Annotated in this window: 19 protein-coding genes; 3 read left to right on the plus strand and 16 right to left on the minus strand. The window is 67.4% G+C overall.

What is annotated here, in order from left to right:
- Positions 1 to 2: 2 nt before the first annotated feature.
- From BM394_RS20295 to BM394_RS20325, 7 genes are all read right to left on the minus strand, one after another.
- The gene (locus BM394_RS20295; protein WP_092981022.1) at positions 3 to 1,010 is read right to left on the minus strand and encodes a TerC/Alx family metal homeostasis membrane protein; all 1,008 of its coding nucleotides are present in this window, start codon (positions 1,008 to 1,010) and stop codon (positions 3 to 5) included.
- A 267-nt stretch (positions 1,011 to 1,277) separates the two neighbouring features.
- Positions 1,278 to 1,613: a hypothetical protein gene (locus tag BM394_RS20300; protein ID WP_092981025.1), complete on the minus strand. Its 336-nt coding sequence runs from the start codon at positions 1,611 to 1,613 to the stop codon at positions 1,278 to 1,280.
- A gap of 345 nt (positions 1,614 to 1,958) precedes the next feature.
- Entirely contained in the window at positions 1,959 to 3,233 is a 1,275-nt protein-coding gene (locus tag BM394_RS23110) for a TIGR03086 family metal-binding protein (RefSeq protein ID WP_217643628.1), read from the minus strand.
- A gap of 240 nt (positions 3,234 to 3,473) precedes the next feature.
- Complete coding sequence (locus BM394_RS20310; protein ID WP_092981030.1) at positions 3,474 to 3,788, minus strand: hypothetical protein; 315 nt, start codon at positions 3,786 to 3,788, stop codon at positions 3,474 to 3,476.
- A gap of 230 nt (positions 3,789 to 4,018) precedes the next feature.
- Positions 4,019 to 6,409 (minus strand): ATP-binding cassette domain-containing protein, encoded by a 2,391-nt coding sequence (locus BM394_RS20315; protein ID WP_092981032.1) that lies wholly within the window; start codon positions 6,407 to 6,409, stop codon positions 4,019 to 4,021.
- 191 nt (positions 6,410 to 6,600) lie between these two features.
- Complete coding sequence (locus BM394_RS20320) at positions 6,601 to 7,011, minus strand: VOC family protein (RefSeq protein ID WP_092981034.1); 411 nt, start codon at positions 7,009 to 7,011, stop codon at positions 6,601 to 6,603.
- 6 nt (positions 7,012 to 7,017) lie between these two features.
- Positions 7,018 to 7,467 carry a helix-turn-helix transcriptional regulator gene (locus tag BM394_RS20325; protein WP_092981141.1) on the minus strand — a complete coding sequence of 150 codons (450 nt, stop codon included), beginning with the start codon at positions 7,465 to 7,467 and terminating at the stop codon, positions 7,018 to 7,020.
- 210 nt (positions 7,468 to 7,677) lie between these two features.
- Between BM394_RS20325 and BM394_RS20330 the strand changes: the two genes are divergently transcribed.
- Positions 7,678 to 8,283, plus strand: coding sequence for a DUF421 domain-containing protein (locus BM394_RS20330; protein WP_245780336.1), 606 nt, complete (start codon positions 7,678 to 7,680; stop codon positions 8,281 to 8,283).
- A gap of 63 nt (positions 8,284 to 8,346) precedes the next feature.
- Here BM394_RS20330 and BM394_RS20335 read toward each other — a convergent pair whose 3' ends face one another.
- The 4 genes from BM394_RS20335 to BM394_RS20350 all read right to left on the minus strand — a co-directional run bounded on the left by BM394_RS20335 (position 8,347) and on the right by BM394_RS20350 (position 12,046).
- The gene (locus BM394_RS20335; RefSeq protein WP_092981036.1) at positions 8,347 to 9,324 is read right to left on the minus strand and encodes a hypothetical protein; all 978 of its coding nucleotides are present in this window, start codon (positions 9,322 to 9,324) and stop codon (positions 8,347 to 8,349) included.
- Between the two features lie 156 nt (positions 9,325 to 9,480).
- Positions 9,481 to 10,674, minus strand: coding sequence for an SPFH domain-containing protein (locus BM394_RS20340; RefSeq protein ID WP_092981038.1), 1,194 nt, complete (start codon positions 10,672 to 10,674; stop codon positions 9,481 to 9,483).
- 10 nt (positions 10,675 to 10,684) lie between these two features.
- Positions 10,685 to 11,125, minus strand: coding sequence for an NfeD family protein (locus tag BM394_RS20345; protein ID WP_092981040.1), 441 nt, complete (start codon positions 11,123 to 11,125; stop codon positions 10,685 to 10,687).
- Between the two features lie 87 nt (positions 11,126 to 11,212).
- Complete coding sequence (locus tag BM394_RS20350; RefSeq protein WP_245780337.1) at positions 11,213 to 12,046, minus strand: DUF3097 domain-containing protein; 834 nt, start codon at positions 12,044 to 12,046, stop codon at positions 11,213 to 11,215.
- 148 nt (positions 12,047 to 12,194) lie between these two features.
- Here BM394_RS20350 and BM394_RS20355 point away from each other — a divergent pair, with 148 nt between their 5' ends.
- Complete coding sequence (locus BM394_RS20355; RefSeq protein ID WP_092981042.1) at positions 12,195 to 12,989, plus strand: hypothetical protein; 795 nt, start codon at positions 12,195 to 12,197, stop codon at positions 12,987 to 12,989.
- A 114-nt stretch (positions 12,990 to 13,103) separates the two neighbouring features.
- Here BM394_RS20355 and BM394_RS20360 read toward each other — a convergent pair whose 3' ends face one another.
- The 3 genes from BM394_RS20360 to fabG all read right to left on the minus strand — a co-directional run bounded on the left by BM394_RS20360 (position 13,104) and on the right by fabG (position 15,811).
- Positions 13,104 to 14,144, minus strand: a complete 1,041-nt coding sequence (locus BM394_RS20360; protein ID WP_092981044.1) for a ferrochelatase — start codon at positions 14,142 to 14,144, stop codon at positions 13,104 to 13,106.
- Positions 14,145 to 14,246: 102 nt separating this feature from the next.
- Entirely contained in the window at positions 14,247 to 15,014 is a 768-nt protein-coding gene (fabI, locus tag BM394_RS20365) for an enoyl-ACP reductase FabI (protein WP_092981046.1), read from the minus strand.
- 92 nt (positions 15,015 to 15,106) lie between these two features.
- The gene (gene fabG, locus BM394_RS20370; RefSeq protein ID WP_092981147.1) at positions 15,107 to 15,811 is read right to left on the minus strand and encodes a beta-ketoacyl-ACP reductase; all 705 of its coding nucleotides are present in this window, start codon (positions 15,809 to 15,811) and stop codon (positions 15,107 to 15,109) included.
- A 312-nt stretch (positions 15,812 to 16,123) separates the two neighbouring features.
- Between fabG and BM394_RS20375 the strand changes: the two genes are divergently transcribed.
- Positions 16,124 to 19,024 (plus strand): FAD-binding and (Fe-S)-binding domain-containing protein, encoded by a 2,901-nt coding sequence (locus BM394_RS20375; protein WP_092981048.1) that lies wholly within the window; start codon positions 16,124 to 16,126, stop codon positions 19,022 to 19,024.
- Positions 19,025 to 19,138: 114 nt separating this feature from the next.
- On the opposite strand, the gene BM394_RS20380 is transcribed toward BM394_RS20375, so the two are convergent.
- On the minus strand, positions 19,139 to 20,122 hold the full coding sequence (locus BM394_RS20380) for a VWA domain-containing protein (RefSeq protein WP_092981051.1): 984 nt from the start codon (positions 20,120 to 20,122) through the stop codon (positions 19,139 to 19,141).
- Positions 20,122 to 21,003 (minus strand): DUF58 domain-containing protein, encoded by an 882-nt coding sequence (locus tag BM394_RS20385; protein ID WP_092981149.1) that lies wholly within the window; start codon positions 21,001 to 21,003, stop codon positions 20,122 to 20,124. Before BM394_RS20385 ends, BM394_RS20380 begins: the two co-directional genes overlap by 1 nt.
- Positions 21,004 to 21,051 lie beyond the last annotated feature (48 nt).

A 21,051-nucleotide genomic window follows, 5' to 3' on the forward strand; every position in this document is an offset into this window, starting at 1 on the left:
AGTCACCTCCCGTGACTGGCCTCATCCACGGCACGGCTCCTGGCCCGCAGGCTGGCCACCGTCACCACCACGAGAATGAGCACGATCACCGACAGCGAGACCGGAGTGGCGATCTCGGGAACGGCGGGCCAGATCCCGTGCGCCCAGTGCAGCATCAGCTTCACACCGATGAACGCCAGGATCAGTGCCAGTCCGTGGTTGAGATACACCAGTTTACTCAGCACCGAACTCAGCACGAAATACAACGCCCGCAGCCCCAGCAGCGCGAACGCGTTGGTGGTGAACACCAGGTAGGGATCCTCGGTGATGCCGTACACCGCGGGCACGGAATCCACGGCGAAGACCACGTCGGTGGCGAACACCGCCACCACCACGACGGCCATCGGTGTCAACGCACGACGGCCCGCCTGCCGCACCGTCAGGCTCGCTCCGTGGTACTCCTCCGTGACGGGCATCAACCGGCGCAGCAACCGCACCGAACGCATCTGCGACACGTCGCGTTCGACGGAATCACCGCCGAGCGCCTCACGCAGAATCTTCACCGCGGTCACGAACAGGATCGCCCCGAACACCAGGAAAGCCCAGGTGCCCGCCTGCAGCAGCGCGGCTCCCATCGCGATGAACACGCCCCGCAGCACCAGCGCTCCCACGATGCCGTACAGCAGCACACGCTGCACCAGCGCCGTGGGAACGGCGAAAGCGGTCAGCAGCAGCATGAACACGAAGAGGTTGTCCACCGACAGGGACTTCTCCACCACGAACCCGGCGAAGAACTCCAGGGCCTGATCGGTGCCGAACCACCACCACAGTCCGAGTCCGAACACCAGCGGCAGCGCCAGGTAGAACACCGACCAGCCGACCGCCTCCCGCATCGCCACCTCGTGCGGGCGGTGCGTGACAGCGAAATCGGCGATCAGCAGGGCCAACAGCACACCGATACTGATCGCCCACAACCACGGCGTGCCCACCGACTGCGGCCCCGCGGCGACCATCAGGGGGGTATCCGACATTCGAGACCTCCCGAACAACGTCGTTCGAGGTCTCCTTCACCCCTGGGCGGGGCCGCTTCCCGGGGACACCGTGTTGATGTCCGTACTGACCGGGTCAACGCGAGGAAGTACTCCCCTCCCGAGGGAGTATAGGAGACGATTCGTCCGCCTCGACAACTCCGTTCCTTTTGTCTGTTTTGCGTCTTTTGGTCGTTTTGTTTTGTTCAGTACTGAAACCACAGTATTCGGTTACGTACGACAGCGTTCACCACACGGACCACCGAAAGGTCAACCTCGCCGCTGTCGCCGCAGCAGCCACACCAGCGTCGTTCCCGCGACGATGAGGATCCCGGCGCTCGCGGCCAATTCGCTGTACGGGACCGGGCTGATCGCGACCGGCCCAGCAGGCTCCGCCTCGCGCATGCGTTCTTCGGTCCAGTACTCGCTGGTGGTGTGCTCGCTGTTGTGCTCGGTGTGCCGCGGCTGGACGCGGTGCGAGATCGTTTCCCCGCTCTCCTCGTCCGAGGAAAGGAGCTTGGGAACCGTGAAGAGCGCCGCGATCAGCGCGACCGCGACGACGGCGATCCCGGTAACCAGCCAAGTGGTACGTGCCCGTGTCCTCATGAGACTTCCCCTCCCCGGGGATTCCGGAGCGTCCCCGGGGAGGGGACGTTATCCGCCGCGGTTGTTCCTGTACATGTTGTCGCATCGTGCCGGGAACGCGGGCACCGCATCAGGGGCGCATTCGCCACCGTGAACTCGTCAACCGCGGCGACGCGGCACCTCAGCGCTGGCGAACCGTCTCAGCCGGAGCCTGGGGAAGATCCGCGACAGATCAAACGCCAATGATTGTCGCAGCTGGTCACAGACTCGGAAACGAGCGCTCGGCCAGTTCCCACCGAAGACTGAGCCAGCTCGGTGACCAACGACCACGTTCAATCCTTCCCCACTCTTCCGCGGACCCCCGGATCACGATGGCCGGCCGGGATCACGGCCGGCAAGTCCGAGCAGGGCATCGAGCGGTGCTGGGTCGGTGCCGGTGTCGACGATCGGCCCGTACAGTCCCTCGCGACTGTCGGGCGTGGACATCGCGGCGGCGAAGCGCGTGCAGATCGCGACGTCGCGGTCGGTCGCGGTGAAGCTCTGACCGGTGGCGCGGGCGAGGTCCCAGCCGTGCAGGACGAGTTCGTCGAGCACGACGGTCGCGAGCTCGGTCGAGGGCATGGTGAAACCACCGGCCTCGGCCTCGCCCTGCCATGCAGACGGTTCTCGCCAGGCCGCGACGAGCGTGCCGAGGTCACGGTCGAGCTGCTCGCGCCAGTCGTCGGGCAGCTTCGCACCATCGGGTCGCGGCTCGCCCTGGGGCTCGTGGCGCGCGGTGTGTGTGAACGCCTTGGTCAGCCCGCACACATGGGCAGCGAGGTCACGTACGGTCCAGTCGGCACACGGCGTCGGCGCGTCGAGCTGGTTGCCTCGGACGTTGGCCGCGACTCGCCGCAGCTCGGCCGCGGCGTCGGCGAGGTCGAAGCCGACCTCGGCCGTACTGCGCTCCTCTGACGAAGCGCCGACGTCCAGGTATGCGATCAGTCGCTCGGCGAGTTCGAGCGGACGACTCTTGGCCGCCATGTGCCCTCCGGGCATCACGTCGGCCTCGACGCAGAGCCGATCGCGGGCGACCCGCACCTGGAACTCGGCCGGGAACAGGCGGTCATCAGCGCCGACCAGGACGTGGATCGGGACATCCGGCCACACCTCGAAGGTGCACGACTGTCCGAACGGTGTCTCGGCCGGCTCGCGATCACCCTCGGCCATGTCGGCCTTCACGCGGTCGGGGACGTCGTGCAGGAAGACGTTCTCGAGATCGAACTCGTTCGACCGTCCGGCCGCTTCGTTGGCTGCTCGGCGAGCCTCGCCCGATCCGGTGGTCTCGAACCACTCCCCCGGGGACTCGCCGGGAATCGGAATCATCGCGTTGAGCAGCACTATGCGGTCGATGGCATCGCTTTTGCTGATCATCGGCGCGATGAAAGCGCCCATCGACTGCGCGACGAGCACGACATCGCGGTGGTCGCCGATCGCCTGGTCGGTGATGGCCGCGTACTCGTGCAGGCCCAACGCCGGGTCGTCGCCCTCGATCTCGACCGGGATCGCGACATGCCCCCGCGCTTCGAGTTCGGCCGCGGCCTCGCGCCAGTACACCTCCCCGGCACCACCGGCACCGGGGATCAGGACGAACGTCGCCATCTCCGCTCATCTCCCCGCAGAAACGTCACTCATCCGGTACCGACTCCGCAACGGGCCCGAACTCATCGCGGTACAGGAAGCTGACCTCTACAGCTTACAGCCGTCTCAGCTGGGGATCCCCTGTCGGACGGATCCGCCGGTTACGAGTTCCACTCGAGCACACGGCGGACGAACGCCTGCTCATCCGCGATAGCCACCGACACTCAACTCCCCTGGCGCACGATTCGGAACGAATGTTCCTCAAACCCCTTCACACGGTTCGCCGGGGCCTTGTTCGGGGATCTCGTCGGGACGGGCAGCATCGTGGGCGCGGCGCCGTGCCCACGACACGAGATGCCCGGCCACACACACGTCGGCATCCGGGCGGAAGTACTGCAGCAGCCGCGCGTCGGCGCGGTCCCAAACGACCAGCAGCACGTCGAGAATGCGCCGGTGTTCGTGGTCGGCCAGCCAAGCCTCGACATCGACGACCGGGTCGGTGGCGCGGTGGTGGTGCCGGGCCAGCTGGCGGGCCACCTCGTGGAGCTCGGTGCGGCGGTCGGTACGACGGTCCATAGAATCACCCGACGCCCAGCACACCGCACCACAGCGCCCCGGCGATACCGATGATCGAGTACCTCGGACCCGCCGAGCGGGTGACACACCCTGGCCGCGAGCTCTTAGCGTTCGATCTATCCCGCCCCCTGGCCGGCTCGTGCCGCTGTCAGGAACTGACCGGTGTGCGGAACACCCACCTGAGCCCGAGCCCGCTCCCGTCCTCGTGGGAAGACGGTTGTGGGGCTCGGTCAGCCGCCGACGTAGGACGCCAGGTGCCTGCCGGTGAGGGTGGAACGTGCGGCGACCAGCTCGGCGGGGGTGCCCTCGAACACGATTCGGCCTCCGTCGTGGCCCGCGCCGGGGCCGAGGTCGATGATCCGGTCGGCGTGAGCCATCACCGCTTGGTGGTGCTCGACGACGATGACCGACTTGCCGGAGTCCACGAGCCGGTCGAGCAGCCCGAGCAGCTGCTCGACGTCGGCGAGGTGCAGCCCCGTGGTGGGTTCGTCGAGGATGTAGACACCGGCTTTCTCACCCATGTGGGTGGCCAGTTTGAGTCGCTGCCGCTCGCCGCCGGAGAGCGTGGTCAACGGTTGACCGAGGGTGAGGTAGCCGAGCCCGACGTCGGCCAGCCGCGTCAGGATCCGGTGGGCCGCGGGAGTGCGGGCCTCTCCGGAGCCGAAGAACTCCTGAGCTCGGCTCACCGGCATCGCCAGTACCTCGCTGATGTCACGGCCACCGAGGTGGTGTTCCAGCACCGAGGCCTGGAACCGATTGCCCTCGCACTCCTCGCAGGTGGTGGCCACCCCGGCCATCATCGCCAGGTCGGTGTAGACGACACCGGCACCGTTGCAGTTGGGGCAGGCACCTTCGGAATTGGCGCTGAACAGCGCCGGTTTCACACCGTTCGCCTTGGCGAACGCCTTGCGGATCGGATCGAGCAGTCCGGTGTAGGTCGCCGGGTTGCTCCGGCGTGAGCCGCGGATCGCCCCCTGGTCGATCGACACCACCCCTTCCCCGGCGGATATCGAGCCGTGCACGAGCGAGCTCTTGCCGGAACCGGCCACACCGGTGACCACGCAGAGCACCCCCAGCGGCACGTCGACGTCGACCTCGCGCAGATTGTTCGCCGCGGCACCGCGAATCTCCAGCGCACCGGTGGGTTCGCGCACCGCTTCCTTGAGCCCGGCCCGGTCGTCGAGATGACGTCCGGTGACCGTGCCCGATGCCCGCAGTCCGGCGACGCTGCCCTCGAAGCAGACACTGCCCCCGGACGTTCCCGCCCCAGGGCCGAGGTCGACGACGTGGTCGGCGATCTCGATCGCCTCCGGCTCGTGCTCCACGACGAGCACCGTGTTGCCCTTGTCCCGCAGCCGCAGCAACAGATCGTTCATCCGCCCGATGTCATGCGGATGCAGACCCGTGGTGGGCTCGTCGAAGACGTAGGTGACGTCGGTCAACGAGGAACCGAGATGGCGAATCATCTTCACCCGCTGTGCCTCACCACCCGAGAGGGTGCCCGCTGAGCGGTCGAGACCGAGATAGCCCAGTCCGATCTCCACGAACGAGTCGAGCGTGTGCCGCAGTGTGGCCAGCAACGGCGCCACCGACGGCTCGTCGAGGTCGCGGACCCACTCGGCCAGGTCGCTGAGCTGCATCGCGCAGGCATCGGCGATGCTGATGCCCGCGATCTTCGACGAGCGGGCGGCCTCGCTCAGCCGGGTGCCGTCGCACTCCGGGCAAACGGTGAAGGTCACCACCCGCTCCACGAACGCGCGAATGTGCGGCTGCATCGCTTCGACGTCCTTGGACAGCATCGACTTGCGGATCTTGGGGATCAGCCCCTCGTAGGTGAGGTTGACATCGTCGACCCTGATCTTGGTCGGCTCCTTGTACAGCAGCGCGTCGAGCTCTTCCGCGGTGAAGTCGCGGACCGGTTTGTCCGGGTCGAAGAAGCCGCAGCCACGGAAGATGCGACCGTACCAACCGTCCATGCTGTAGCCGGGAACCGTGAGAGCACCCTCGTTGAGCGACTTGTCGGCGTCGTAGATCTGTGACAGGTCGAAATCGGTGACCGAGCCACGGCCCTCGCAGTGTGGACACATGCCGCCGGTGATGCTGAAGTCGCGACGTTCCTTCACGGTTTTTCCGCCACGCTCGAACGTGACCGCCCCCGCACCGCTGATCGAGGCCACGTTGAACGAGAACGCCTTCGGTGAACCGATGTGCGGCTGCCCGATCCTGCTGAACAGGACACGCAGCATCGCGTTGACGTCGGTGGCGGTGCCGACCGTGGAACGCGGATCGGACCCCATCCGCTCCTGGTCGACGATGATGGCCGTGGTCAGCCCGTCGAGCACATCCACCTCGGGGCGAGCCAGCGTGGGCATGAACCCCTGCAGGAAGGCGCTGTAGGTCTCGTTGATCAGGCGCTGCGACTCCGCGGCGATCGTGTCGAACACCAGCGAGCTCTTTCCCGAGCCCGACACCCCGGTGAACACCGTCAACCGACGCTTGGGGAGCTCGATGCCGACATCGGCGAGATTGTTCTCCCGCGCGCCGTGCACGCGGATGAGATCATGACCGTCGGCAGCGTGCGGAACGGGTGAATGCGGGTGCGTTTCCTCGGTGGTGTTCATCGTGCCTCCCAGTGTTGGGCGCGTCTCCGTCATCGCTGTCCACGGCTGTGCTCCCGAACGGATCCGAACAATGTGTCCGATCGCGCACCGTCGACACGACCGGCGAGCACTCGCCGTGGCCCTGCCGGTGACCTCGACGACGGTGGGGCCGTACCCCGTCGTGCGCTCGGTGTCCGTCCCCGCCGGTCGCGTCAGCGCGACTGCTGAATACGGATCAGATTTCCGGCGGGATCGCGGACGGCGCAGTCACGAACGCCGTAGGGCTGCTCGGCGGGTTCCTGAACGATCTCGGAATCGCCGACTCGCAGCCTGTCGAAGGTGGTGTCGAGGTCGTCGGTGGCCAGCAGCAGCATGGCGTAGGTTCCCTTCGCCATCATCTCGGTGATGGTGCGGCGCTCCTCGTCGGTGACCCCCGGGTCTGCCACGGGCGGAGCGAGAACCACGGACGTGCCGGGCTGCCCGGCGGGGCCGACCGTGATCCAGCGCATCCTGCCGTTGCCTACGTCGTAGCGGACTTCGAATCCCAGCACGTCCCGATAGAAAGCCAGGGAGGCTTCCGGGTCCTCGTGCGGAAGGAAACTGGAGTGAATGGTGAGGCTCATGGCGGTTCAGACTAGTTGCGGAGGGGTGACCCGTGCTTCTCGATTCCTGATCGGTCTGCTCACCCGCTTGGCCACGCACGCGGGCACACCGGCCGTGCTGGGCGTGGCGGTACGCCGGTAAGCACTGGGAGGCATACCGACCAGCTCGGTGAACCGCGTGCTGAAGGTGCCCAACGAGCGGCAACCGACCGCGAAACAGACCTCGGTGACGCTGAGATCGCCTCGACGCAACAACGCCATCGCGCGCTCGATACGCCGCGTCATCAGGTAGGAGTACAGTGATTCGCCGTAGGCGCGACGGAACGCGCGACTGAGGTGGCCCGCCGACATGTGCACCCCCAGCGCGAGCGCTGCCACGTCCAGCGGCCGGTCGTACTCCCGGTCGATCCGGTCCCGGACCCGGCGCAACCGGGTGAGTTCGTCCAAATGTCGCGATGCCGCGCCGCTGCTGGTCACCCGATCGATGTTGCCACGCCGCACGCGAATTGCCCGCCGTCCCCGCCGGCGGGAGCGGCGGCCCCTTCCCGCCACGCGACTTTCGCCGACCGAGCCGCGTGAGAAAACCGGTTGACCTCGGCCGATGGTAGTTTGCGCCGGCAACGTTCGAATCGTTCGCGGAACTTCCCGGCCCGCCCAAGGGGGCAGCAAGTGATCGATGGTTTGCATGTGTCGTGGCAGACACTGGCGCTCGTGGCGCTCTCGACAGTGTCGATCTACATTTCACTGATCGCGTTCTCCCGGATCGCCGGGCTGCGTTCGTTCTCACAGATGACGAACTTCGACTACGCGGCCACCGTGGCCTTCGGGTCGATCACCGCCACCACCGCGGTCAGTTCCGAGGTGTCGCTGCTGCAGGGCATGTTCGCGCTGGCGGCGCTGTTCATCACGCAGAGCCTGCTGGCGTACCTGCGCAAGCTCCGCAGGGTCGAACGGGTCACCGACAACCGGCCGTTGCTGCTCATGGACGGTTCCCGGGAACTGCGCGAGAACCTGGATCAGGCGCAGATGACCCGCAACGACCTCTACGCGAAACTGCGGCTGGCCGGGATCACCCGCCTGGAACAGCTCGAGGCGGTCGTGCTGGAGACCACGGGAGAGGTCTCGGTACTGACCGTCGACCCCGAGGGACGTCCCGTGGACAGCAGGCTGCTTTCCAGCGTCGACGGGCCGCAACAGCCGGTACGCAGCGGGCTGCCCACCCACACCGCGGACTCCCCCGAGTCCACCGACCCCTCCTCCGAACCGTCCACCGGCCCGGAAGAGGACCGGTAAACCCCGGGGATCAGTGCCACCGATCCGGCACGACCGAGCAGGACCACCGGGGACGACACGCGGCTACTGCATGGCGGTGACGCAGGGATGTCTCCGGTCACGGCCACAGCAGTAGATCTGCAGCGTGTAATCACGTCCGATCCGAACCCCCGGGTGGCTCTCCGGGTCAGGAACTTCACCGAGCTCAGCGTTGTCCTCGACGGCACGCCAACTGGAGGTGAAGTTCCCTCCTTCCATCATCAACAACGGTTCGACGTCGGCCCCGCACTGTTCACAGCCCAGCTGAATCGGATCGCCGAACGTCCACATCGATTCCCAACCGCCCACTTTCCAACCGGGCGGTATCGACAGATCGTCGTCGTAATCCATGTGCCGTTCCTGCTCCCACTCGCGGATGCGTTCCGCGAGATTCTGCGGAATCAGATGCGACGGTGGGAATTCGATGATCCGCTCCGGATTGAGCACACACGGGTGAGGAACGAACTCTTCATCCACCACCAGGGCCGGTTCCGGAGGTTCCAGCAGCACCTGCTCGATGTCGGCCGCACGGCGCCAATACAACCACACGTTCGGGGTGTAGTCGTCCTCGTGGTCGAAAGGACACCACAGCACCTGCAGCAGATCGACTCCCGGAGGGCAGACCAGGTCGGGGATCTCGGTGGCGTAGAGCTGCGCCACGGGCAACAACGGCATCGGGCTGAGCGCGTGCTCGGCTACCGGGACTCCTTCCCTCGAACGCCGCAGCGTTTCCAAATCCGCAGCCGACAGCGGGCACGGCTCGCCGGTGGCGAGCCCGCGTGCGGCTCGGACCTCGTGCAACGAGGTCAACTCGGGCGCGAAGCGGTACTTGTTGTGGTGACAATCGTGGCAGTGTGGCCACGGTTCCTCGGTGGGCCACAGCAGTGGCCCACCGATCGAGCTCTGCTCCACGGTGGGGGCGCCGCGTCGGGGGTGGAGCCTGGTGGTGGTTCTGGTCATCCCGGCCAGTTCCGGAAACACCTCGGCCATGTTCACCGGGCGTGGTGGGGTGGTGCGTGCCATAACGGATGGGACTCCTCGTCGTCGGTGGGCACATCCCACCACGCACCACCGACGTCCTCACCGCACCCACGACTACCCCGCCCCCGTCCGGACGAGCACCGCACCACGTACCGGCCCGGTCGACACGCCCACGCCGACCGGGCCGGGCGGTGGGACTCAACCGTCGGCGCGCTGCTGCGAGTTTCCCGCTCCCCCGAGGGCCTGCTGATCCGCCGAGCCGCTGGCCCGTGGTGTGCTGCTCAGGTCGGTGGGAACTTCCTTGCGGGCCACCGCCTCGGCCGCGCGCACCGCCTCGGCCACCTCGGGGTTGGAGGCCATGTCGAACCAGGAGGACACCGACGGGTCGTCCTGCTCCGGGGGCTCGCTGGGAACTTCCTGCTCGGGCGGTTCGTAGCGGAACACACCCTCCTCGTCGGGGCTGCCGAGCATGCGGGCGAAGCCCTCCAGGGACTTGCTGAACTCGCTGGGCACCACCCAGACCTTGTTGGCGTCGCCCTGGGCCATCTCGGGCAGGGTCTGCAGATACTGGTAGGCCAGCATCTCGGGAGTGGGCTTGGCGCGTTTGACGGCGGCGAAGGTTTTCTCGATCGCCTTGGCCTCACCCTGGGCGGTGAGGTACTTGCTGGCCCGCTCACCCTGCGAACGCAGAATGTTGGATTGGCGCTCCCCCTCGGCGTTGAGGATCGCGGCCTGCTTGGACCCCTCCGCGGCCAGGATCTGCGACTGTTTCTGCCCCTCGGCCGTTTTGATGGCGGATTCGCGTTCACCTTCGGCGTTGAGGATCATCGCGCGCTTCTCCCGGTCGGCGCGCATCTGCTTTTCCATCGAGTCCTGGATCGACGGCGGCGGATCGATCGCCTTGAGTTCGACCCGGGCGACCCTGATCCCCCAACGGCTGGTCTCGCTGTCCAACACCCCGCGCAGCTGGCTGTTGATCTGGTCCCGCGAGGTCAACGTCTCCTCCAGGCTCATACCACCGACCACGTTCCGCAGCGTGGTGGTGGTCAACTGCTCGACCCCCTCGATGTAGTTGGAGATCTCGTACACCGCCGAACGGGATTCGGTGACCTGGAAATACACCACGGTGTCGATGGACACGGTGAGGTTGTCCTGAGTGATCACCGACTGCGGGGGGAACGAAACCACCTGCTCCCGCAGATCGATCTTGGCGCGCACCCGGTCCAGGAACGGAAACAGCATGTTCAGTCCCGGGTGGGCCACGGTGCGGAACCGTCCCAGACGTTCGATGACAGCGCTGGTGGCCTGCGGCACGACCAGTACGGTCTTGGCCAGCAGCACGATCACCAGCAGTACGACCACCAGCAGCACAATCCACACGGCAGGATCCACATCCGCCTCCTCACGGTTCGGCCCACACCACGGCGACGGCCCCCGAAATCTCCATGACCATCACCGTGCGCCCCACATCCAGCACCTGTGTCTCGTCGAAAGAGCGCGCCGACCACACGTCCCCGCCGATGCGCACCCGGCCGTCGTGGGCATCCACCGTGGATTCCACGGTGGCACGTTTGCCGACGAGCGCATCCACGTTCGTGCGCGGTTCGATTCCCTCGGTCGTCTCCCGCAGCAGTCTGCGTTTGACCGCCGGGCGCGCCAGGAACACCAGTCCACCGGAGAGCGCGGCGAAGATCACCGCGTCCAGCCACAGCGGCGCACCCAGCGCCGCCGCTCCGGCGGTTCCCATCGCGGCGAGCCCGAGCATCAACAGCACGAACTCACCTGAAGTGGCTTCGGCGGCCACCAGGAGCACCCCGGCGATCAACCACACCAACGCGGCCATACACCCATGGTGACAGATCGAATTCTCTTCGTGACCGGTCAAGTAGCCCGCGAGGGGTTGCTGTCGGCGGGCGAAGCGGATGGGCGGCTATTCCTCGGAGAGGGTGACGAAGTCGACGAGCCGTTCCACGGCCCCCAGCAGCGGGGCCCGCAGGTCCCGGAAGTCACCGACCGCGTCGAGGATCCTGCGCCAGCCCTCGGACGGATCGGCCCAGCCCAGTTCGCGGCACACCCCGGTCTTCCAGTCCTGCCGCCTGTCGATGTCCGGCCACTCGGTGATCCCCACCGCGGCCGGGCGCACCGCCTGCCAGACGTCCACGTAAGGGTGGCCGGTCACCAGCACGTCGTCGCCGCTGACGCGCTCGGCGATGCGGGTCTCCTTGCTGCCGGTGACGAAGTGGTCGACCAGCACTCCCAGCCTGCGCTCGGGGCCGGGGGAGAACTCGGTGACGTGGCGCTGCAGCTCGTCCAGCCCGTGCAGCGGTTCCACCACCACACCGGCGACGCGAAGATCGTGTCCCCACACCCGTTCGAGCAGTTCCGCGTCGTGCAGACCTTCGACCCAGATCCTGCTGGCACGGGCCGTGCGCGCCGGGGCGTCGGAAACCGCCACCGAACCGGAGGCCGAACGGCTCGCCCCCCGGCCGGCGGTGGAAGCCACGGGCACGAGCGTGACCGGTGTTCCCTCGTGGCGGAACCCTCCGGTTCGCATCGGAAAGGCACGTTGCCTGCCGTGGCGGTCCTCGAGAATCACGTTGTGCTTGGTGAACTCGCCACGTTCCAGCCGCACGATCGCGCCGCAGAACTCACCGGCGGCGTCCTCGACGACCGTGCCGGGCTCGGCGGGCAGTTCGGGAGGGGACCGGTGTCGGCGCCGAGCGGTACCGGTGAGCACGTCGCGGCCGTAGTCGATCGAACGCACGACGATCAGCCTACCCGGCCATGGCCCCACGGTGACGGTGCCGGGCCGAGGTGCCGCTCGGTTCACGGCGCCGCTCGGTTCACGGGGAGCGCGGCGGAGATCGCACCCGTTGGCGGCGATCACGCTCACATCGGTATCGTCAGTGGACATGCCATGTCCGAGCGCAACGATGGTGGTGTGGACGTCCGCGTGGCTGCACGGCGCGGCCGCGTCGGACGACGTGCTCGATGCCGCGCAGGTGTGGGCCGAGGTTCATCAGGTGTGGGCCGCCGACGAGGCCACGGCGGCGCGGTTGGGACTTCCCGCTCCCGGCGTGAACGACGCGGGGTTGGCGCTGCTGCTGGCGGCGATACGCAAAGCCGGTGGTGATTCCGGCAGCCTGGCGTTACCGGTGGCAGGTGATGTTCGCGGTCTCGACGGGGCCTCGGAATTCGCGCGGCACGCGCTGCGGCAGGGCGAGGCCGCCGTGTTCCCGTGGGCTGGGCTTGGGCTGGTGCCGGAACGCGTCGCCGAAGGAGTGCTGCGCTGGACGGTTCACGAGGTGGGTGAGATCGCCCCCGCCGAGCACACTCCCGTGGGAGAGGCCGAACACGGCATGTCCTCGGCCATGCGCGAGGCGGCCAGCACGCTGACCGAACTGGACGTCTCACGACGCCGCCCCGGCGTTCGTGGTGAGATCGCCGAAACCGTCTCGGCACGGCCACAACCCTCGTGGCCGCAGGGAGTGCCGCAACGTTGCCTTCGCGTGCTGCAACGCAGCACGGAAGTGGAAGCGATCCTGCGAGTGGCCACCGACGACGCCCCGAGTGGGGCGATGTCCGCCTCGGCGGACAGAGCACGCGGTCAGGCACTGAATCCGCTGTTCGAATCGGTGCGCACCGCTCGTCGGGCAGCGGTGGACGAGATGGTGCGGGTGCTGCGGCAGCGGGCCGAGCGGCACTGACACCGCGGCGGACCGGCCCGACATGGTTTCCCGACCGGAACGGGCGGAGTCACCCCGGGCGGGAAACCACCGGTAAGCACCTGGCGGCACCGCAGCGCGGCGGCCGATCCATGCTCAGCAACACCCCTGCGGCACGCACAACTCACCGTTGACCCCACAGCCCGCCGTGACCAACGGGGACAACTTGCGGACCCGCTGGTCCTCGACGTGCTCGGAAACCAGTTCGGCGATCATCCGCGCGTAGCGCGGGTCGGTGCCGGCGGTCTCGGCACGGGCGAAGCCCAACCCGAGTTCGTCGGCCTTCTCCGCGGCCTCGTTGTCCAGATCCCAGACGACCTCGAGATGATCGGAGACGAAACCGACCGGACTGGTGACCACGGCGGGCACCCCCCTGGTGGGCAGCTGCTCCAGATGATCGCAGATGTCGGGCTCCAGCCACGGCACACTCGGCGGCCCCGAACGGGACTGCCACACGAGATCGTAGCCGGTGACCCCCACGGCCTCGGCGACCAGGCGGGCGGCCTCCTGCACCTGCCGCGAGTACCACTGGGGACGACCGTCGGCGCCGCTTCGCTCCTCCGCGCTCAGCGGGACCGAATGGGCGGTGAACACCAGCCGGGCCTGCGCACGAACGTCTTCCGGCAGCGCGGCGTAGGCCCGTGTCACCGCGTCGGCGTTGGCGGCCACGAACAGCGGGTGATCGTAGAACTGCCGGAGCTTGACCAGTTCGGGAGCCCGCTGCTCCCCCACGGCCGAACGGGCGCGTGCGATGTCCTCGTGGTACTGGCGGCACCCCGAATAGCCACCCCAGGCGGAGGTGGCGAACACCAGCGCACGCCGCACCCCGTCAGCGGCCATCCGCTCGACGGTGTCCTCGACCATCGGATGCCAGTTACGGTTGCCGAAGTACACCGGTAGGTTCAGACCACGCTCGGCGAGCTCACCCTCCAACGAACTCATGATCTCACGATTGAGACGGTTGATCGGCGACACTCCGCCGAAGTGGTGGTAATGCTCGGCCACCTCGTCGAGCCGTTCCGGGGGAACGTTGCGACCACGAGTCACGTTTTCCAGGAAAGGCCGTACCTCCTCATGTCCTTCCGGGCCACCGAAGGAAAGGTACAGCAACGCGTCAACGTTATCCGAGCTGTTCACGCGACCATGATAGGCAGAGGCGACGTCTCGGCCGCACAGGCGGGGTGCGCGGCCGAGCCGGGTGTTCCGCGCGCCGCGGGAAACGACGCGCGCTCGGTAGCCTCAGGCCCCCAACGCGTGGAAACCACCATCGGTCATGATCATCGAACCGGTGGTCTTGGGCAGCCAGTCCGACAACACGGTGCACACGGTGCGACCCACCGGCTCCGGAGCCTCGACGTCCCACCCCAGCGGGGCACGTTCGCCCCAGGTGTCCTCCAACTGTTGGAAACCGGGGATCGACTTGGCGGCCATGGTCCGCACCGGACCGGCACTGACCAGGTTGACCCGAACACCGCGCGGCCCGAGCTCACGTGCCAGATACCGCGAGGTCGACTCCAGCGCCGCCTTAGCCACACCCATCCAGTCGTAGGCGGGCCAGGCCACCCGGGCGTCGAAATCCATCCCGACCACGGAAGAACCCTCACCCAACAACGGCAGGCACGCCCTGGTCAGGGAGTTCAGCGAGTACGCCGAGATCTGCAGCGTGTTGGATACGTCCTCCCAGGGAGCGGCCATGAAATCCCCACCCAGGCAGGACTCGGGAGCGTAACCGATCGAGTGCACCACACCGTCGAGACCGTCGACGTGCTCGGCGACCGAATCGGCCAGCCCCGCCAACTGCTCCTCGTTGGTGACATCGAGCTCGATCACCGGTGCCTTGTGCGGCAACCGGCCGGCGATGCGTTCCACCAGCTTGAGCCGACCGAAACCGGTCAACACCACCTGCGCCCCCTGCTCCTGGGCGACCTTGGCGGTGTGAAACGCGATCGAGGAATCGGTGATCACACCGGTGATCAGGATTCGTTTACCTTCCAGCAGTCCAGTCACTTGCCGTTTTCCCTCTACTGATCGTTGTTTACTCGGTTCGGAAACCACACACGGACACCCCTTCCGACCCGGCACGACGGGACGAAAGGGCTTCAGTGCCCCATGCCGACCCCGCCGTCGACGGGGATGACCGCTCCGGTGACATAACCGGCGCTGTCCGAGGCCAACCACCGCACGGCCCCCGCGATCTCATCCGGCTCGGCATAGCGCCCCAACGGCACCTGCTCCAGAATCTGCTTCCTGCGCTCCTCGGACAGCTCCTCGGTCATGTCGGTGGCTACGAACCCCGGCGTGACCACATTGGAGGTGATACCGCGGGAACCGAGCTCCCGCGCCAACGACCGGGCGAAACCGATCAGTCCGGCCTTGCTCGCCGCGTAGTTGGCCTGCCCCGGAGCACCGGACAGGGCGACCGTGGACGAGATGAAAATCATCCGGCCTTTGCGGTTACGCAGCATGCTGCTGGTCGCGCGCTTGGCCACCCGGTAGGCACCGGTGAGGTTGGCCTCCACGACCCGCTGGAACTGCTCCTCACTCATCCGCAACAGCAGCCCGTCATCGGTGATGCCCGCATTGGCCACCACTACCTCCACCCGGCCCTGGGCGGCCTCGACCTCGTCGAAAGCAGCCGTCACCTGGTCGGGATCGGTCACATCGCACTGCACGCCCAACATCCCCTCGGGCGCTCCCGACCCGCGATGGGTGATCGCCACGTTGTCACCGGCAGCCTGAAAGGCCCTGGCTATGGCCAATCCGATACCCCGATTGCCGCCGGTGACCAACACGGACCGTGTCACTCCCACACTCCCTCCGAAAAACACTGTCAACCGCCGTTCGTCGTCCAGCGGCGTTGACCGGAACCGCCGCTGAGGCTATCGGCCCGCTGTGTGCGCACCGACATCGGATCGGGGCAGGTAGGACGACGAGACCGGCCCATCCCCGGCGGGAAGCACCACCGGAGCAGCCGAGCAACACTGCGGCGGAACAACCAGGCCCGGACGACGGGTAGCATTCCCCGGCAACAGCGTCGATCGAGACCACATCGGGCGGCAGCCGCTGACCGGAACGGCGACGGTGGCACACCGCCCCGCTCGGGAGGAGGCCTCGCGGTGAGCAGAACGGCCCCCACCGCCGCGGACGTCCCGGAATTCGCGTCCCCGCTGCGTTCCACGATCTCGGGACAGGCCCGGTTCGATCCCGGCACCCGAGCCCTCTACGCCACCGACGCCTCCAACTACCGCCAGGTACCCGCCGGGGTGGTCTTTCCCCGGCAGGACTCCGATGTGGCCGCCACACTGGCCATCGCACGCGAGTACGGACTGTCGATCACCTCGCGAGGCGCGGGAACCAGCATCGCGGGCAATGCCATGGGCCCCGGACTGGTACTGGACTTCTCCCGACACATGAACCGGATCGAGCACCTCGACCCCGAGCGCCGACTCGCACGGGTACAGCCGGGAGTCGTACTGGACACGCTCCGGCAGGCGGCCCAACCACACGGACTGACCTTCGGCCCCGACCCCTCCACACACAGCCGCTGCACACTCGGAGGCATGATCGGCAACAACTCCTGCGGCACACACTCGGTGGCCTGGGGCAAAACGGTCGACAACATCCGCGAACTGGACGTGCTGCTGTCCGACGGCACCCGACTGACCCTCGGAGCGACCCCACCGGACACACTGGACACACTGTGCGCACGGGGCGACCGCACCGGAAGACTGTACGGCGAACTGCGCCGACTGGCCGAGGACTACGAGCCGAACCTGCGCGCGGACATGCCCACACCACGCAGACGCGTCTCCGGCTACAACCTGGACCAGCTGCTGCCCGACAACGAGTTCAACCTCGCGCGTGCCCTGGTCGGCTCGGAAGGAACCTGCGCCACCGTTCTGTCGGCCACCGTGGAACTGGTCGAGACCCCCGCCGCCCGCGCGATGGTGGTACTGGGATTCGACAACACCTACGACGCCGCCGACGAAGTCACCCACCTGATCGACCGGGACACGCTGGCCATCGAGGGAATCAGCGGTGAACTCGTCGACGTCGTCGCTGACCGCAACCCCGACTCCCCCGCGCTGCCCCTGCTGCCCGCCGGGCGAAGTTGGCTACTGGTCGAAACCGGCGGAGCCGACCAGGACACGGCCCGACACACCGCCGAAACGATCGCGAACGCGTTCGGCGACCGTGCCACCACCGCGGTACACACCGCACCGGAACGGATGGCAGCACTGTGGAAGATCCGGGAAGAAGGCTCCGGATACGCCACCAGAATGGCCGACGGTTCGGAACGCTGGTCCGGCTGGGAAGACGCCGCCGTCCCCCCACACCGCCTCGGAACCTACCTGCGCGAGTTCGACACCCTGCTGAATCGCTTCGGGTACCACGGAGTCAGCTACGGACACTACGGCGACGGATGCGTCCACGTGCGCATCGACTTCGACCTGATGTCACACGCCGGAGCCGCCGAGTACCGAAACTTCCTGGAATCGGCCGCCGAACTGACCGCTGCCCACGGCGGCTCGCTGTCCGGCGAGCACGGCGACGGCCGGGCCCGCTCGGAATTGTTGTCCCGAATGTATCCCCAGCCCATCCTGGACGCCTTCGAACGGTTCAAAACCGCGTTCGACCCGGAAGGACTACACAACCCCGGCATTCTGACCCGACCGTCACCGATAGACAGTGATCTGCGGCTGCTGGTGGCACCACCACGCATCCCCAGCAGAACCACGCTCGCCCTGGGAACCGACGACGGCGACCTCGCCCCCGCCACTCGCCGATGCGTGGGAATGGGCAAGTGCCTCAACACCTCGGGCGGAGTGATGTGCCCGAGCTACCGGGCGACCCGGGACGAGAAACACTCCACCCGCGGCCGAGCTCACCTGCTGTTCGAAATGCTCGCGGGCGAAACGGTGCGGGGCGGGTGGCGCTCCGAGGAGGTTCACGAGGCACTGGACCTGTGCCTGTCCTGCAAGGGCTGCAAAACCGACTGCCCGGTCGGGGTGGACATGGCCTCCTACAAGGCCGAGTTCCTGCACCGGTACCACCACAACCGACCACGCCCCGCCGCGCACTACTCGATGGGCTTCCTGCCACTGTGGCTACACCTGGCGGCACACGCACCGCGGCTGGCCAACCGAATCACACGAGGCCGAACCGCACCACTGCTCAAACGACTCGGCGGAATAACCCCCGAGCGAGAGCTACCGAGCATCGCACCGCGGACACTGCGGCAGCGACACCGCACGCACGGAAACCACGACGGAGAGTCCGAAACGGTGGTGCTGTTCCCCGACACCTTCACCAACTACCTCGAACCGACCATAGGAAGCGACGCGATCGCCGGGCTACGACACCTGGGACACCAGGTCGAACTCCCCACCGGCTCGATGTGCTGCGGCCTGACCTGGCACTCCACCGGCCAGCTGGGCATCGCCCGCCGGGTGCTGCGACGCACCGCACGCAACCTGCGCCCCAAGCTGCGAACCGGAACCCCCCTGGTAGGGCTGGAACCCAGCTGCACCGAATTCCTGCGCAACGACGCGCTGGAACTGTGCCCCGACGACGAGGACGTGCGCACCGTCGCCGAATCGACGACCACCTTCGCCGAACAGATCGCCCCGTCACGGCACCAATGGCACCGTGAGACCACCGAGACGGCAGGCGAAGCACTGATGCAGGTGCACTGCCACCAATACGCGGAGTCGGGCGCCGACGCGGACCGAGCCGTACTGGAAGCCACCGGACTGCGCACCCGAGTACTGGACTCCGGCTGCTGCGGACTGGCGGGCAACTTCGGTTTCGAACGCGGCCACTACGACGTCTCGATGGCCTGCGCCGAGGACAGCCTACTGCCGGAAGTACGCGCGGCACGAGAAGACACGACGATCCTCGCCGACGGGTTCAGCTGCCGAACGCAGCTTCGCCACGCCACCGAGGCCGAGCCCGTTCACCTGGCTACCCTGCTCGCCCGCACGCTGGGAGTCGCCACGGACGAATACGACCGGTGAACGGTCCGTACTCCTCCCACCCGGCATCGCTGACACACTCGCGGCACGGTTCGGCCACTCGGCCCCGAAGGTGTGCGGAGCCACCCACGACGGCGGCTCGGAACAACCACCGCTTCAGGGCAACCGCTGCCCCACCAGCAGTGCCACACCCGCTGCCACGATCGCGGCGAGCGTGCCGAGCACGAACCACGGTTTACTCGCGTCGGACCGCTTGATCTCGTAACCGATCTGTTCCTGCAGCGTGTCGTAAACCTGCCGCAACTGTTCGGCACTGGCCGCCTTGTAGAAGTCACCACCGGAAAGATCGGCGATATGCCGCATCGCATCGTCGTCGACCTCCACCGGCTGCCGTTGTCCCTGGATCCGGATACTGCCGTGCTCGGTGCCGAACGAGATGGTGGAGATGGGCACCCCGGCCTGCTTGGCCGCCTTCGCCTGGGTGTAGGCCCCCCGCGGCGCGTCCAACTCCCGCGGGATGGTCTGCCCACCGTCGGCCATCAGCACGATCCGGGCAGGCGGAGGTCCCTGCCCACCACCCAGCATCCGCCCGAAGGAATCGATGGCCGACAGGGAAGCCTTGACCCCCTCTCCGGTGGCAGTGGCCTCCGAGAGCTGCAGACTGTCGATGGCCTGTTTGACGCTGGGCCGATCGGTGGTGGGCATGACCATCACCGTGGCCGTGCCCGCGAAGGAGACCAGACCGAGGTTGATTCCCGGCGTGAGCTTGTCGGCGAACTCCTTGGCAGCCTGCTTGGCAGCGCGCAACCGACTGGGGCTGACATCCTGCGCCTTCATGGAAAGCGAGACGTCCATCGTCAGCAGCACGGTGGCACGGTTGCGCGGGATGCGCTGCTCCGACGTGGGACCGGCCAGCCCGATCGTCAGCAGGATCAACGCCACACCGAGCAGCGCCATCGGCACGTGCTTGGGCCAGCCCTGACGGCTGGGAGCGACGCGCTCCAGCAGCTCGAGATTGCTGAAACGCATCGTGCTGCGCTTGCGCCTGCGCTGCGTCCACAAGTAACCGACGACCAGAACCGCCACCAGGATCAGCAGCAGGAACCACGCGGGATTGGTGAATCCGCTCAGACTGGGCATCAAACCACTCCCCCGGACCAGCCGCGTTTGCGGGCGACGACGAAGCGGACTATGTCGGCGATCCAGTCCGAGTCGGTACGCAACACCAGGTGGGCCGCCCCGACCCGCCGCAGCTCCGCGGCGACCCGTTCCCGGTGGGCCGCGGCGGCCGCGGCGAACTCACGTCGTAACAATGGTGTGGTGCTCACCTCACGCTGTTTGCCGGTCTCGGGATCGCTCAGCTGGACGGTGCCCACGCTCGGGAGCTCGACATCGCGCGGATCGACGACCTCGATCGCGAGCAGGGAGTGCCGGGCCGACAGCCCACGCATCGCTCGTTGCCATTCGACCCGTCCGAGAAAGTCGGAGATCACCACGGCCATCCCCCGCCGACGTGGCGGCCTGCGCAGCGCCTCCACCAGCGAGGCCAGGTCTCCGGAGGTCCCTTCGGGCGGATGCGGCACTTCGGCGGTTCGGCGCAGCAACGCCCTGGCGTAGTCGCTGCCCCCTCTGGCGGGGATCCGGGTGATTTCCTGCCCGTTGGAGACCACGGCACCGAGCCGATTACCACCGCCCGCGGTCAGGTGTCCCACCGCGGCCAGCCCCGCTATCGCCAGTTCACGCTTGGTACATCCGGCCGTTCCGAAGTCCAGGCTCGCGGACAGGTCCACGGCCGCCCAGGTCTCCAGTTCACGGTCGGCCACCGTCTCGCGGATGTGCGGTTCGGTGGTGCGGGCGGTAACGGCCCAGTCCATCCGCCGCACGTCGTCGCCGGGCTGGTACGTCCGTGCCTCGCCGGGCTCGGTCCCCGGTCCCGGCACGAGCCCCAGATGATTGCCCTGCAGCAGGCCGTCGAGCCTGCCGCGCACCGTCAGTTCCAGGGAGCGCAGTGCTTCCCGCATACGTCCGGCCTGCAACGCGGGTGGCGCCCATTCGGGGCGGTCACCGCT

The organism is Actinopolyspora lacussalsi subsp. righensis (genome assembly GCF_900116555.1).
GTDB lineage: Bacteria > Actinomycetota > Actinomycetes > Mycobacteriales > Pseudonocardiaceae > Actinopolyspora > Actinopolyspora lacussalsi.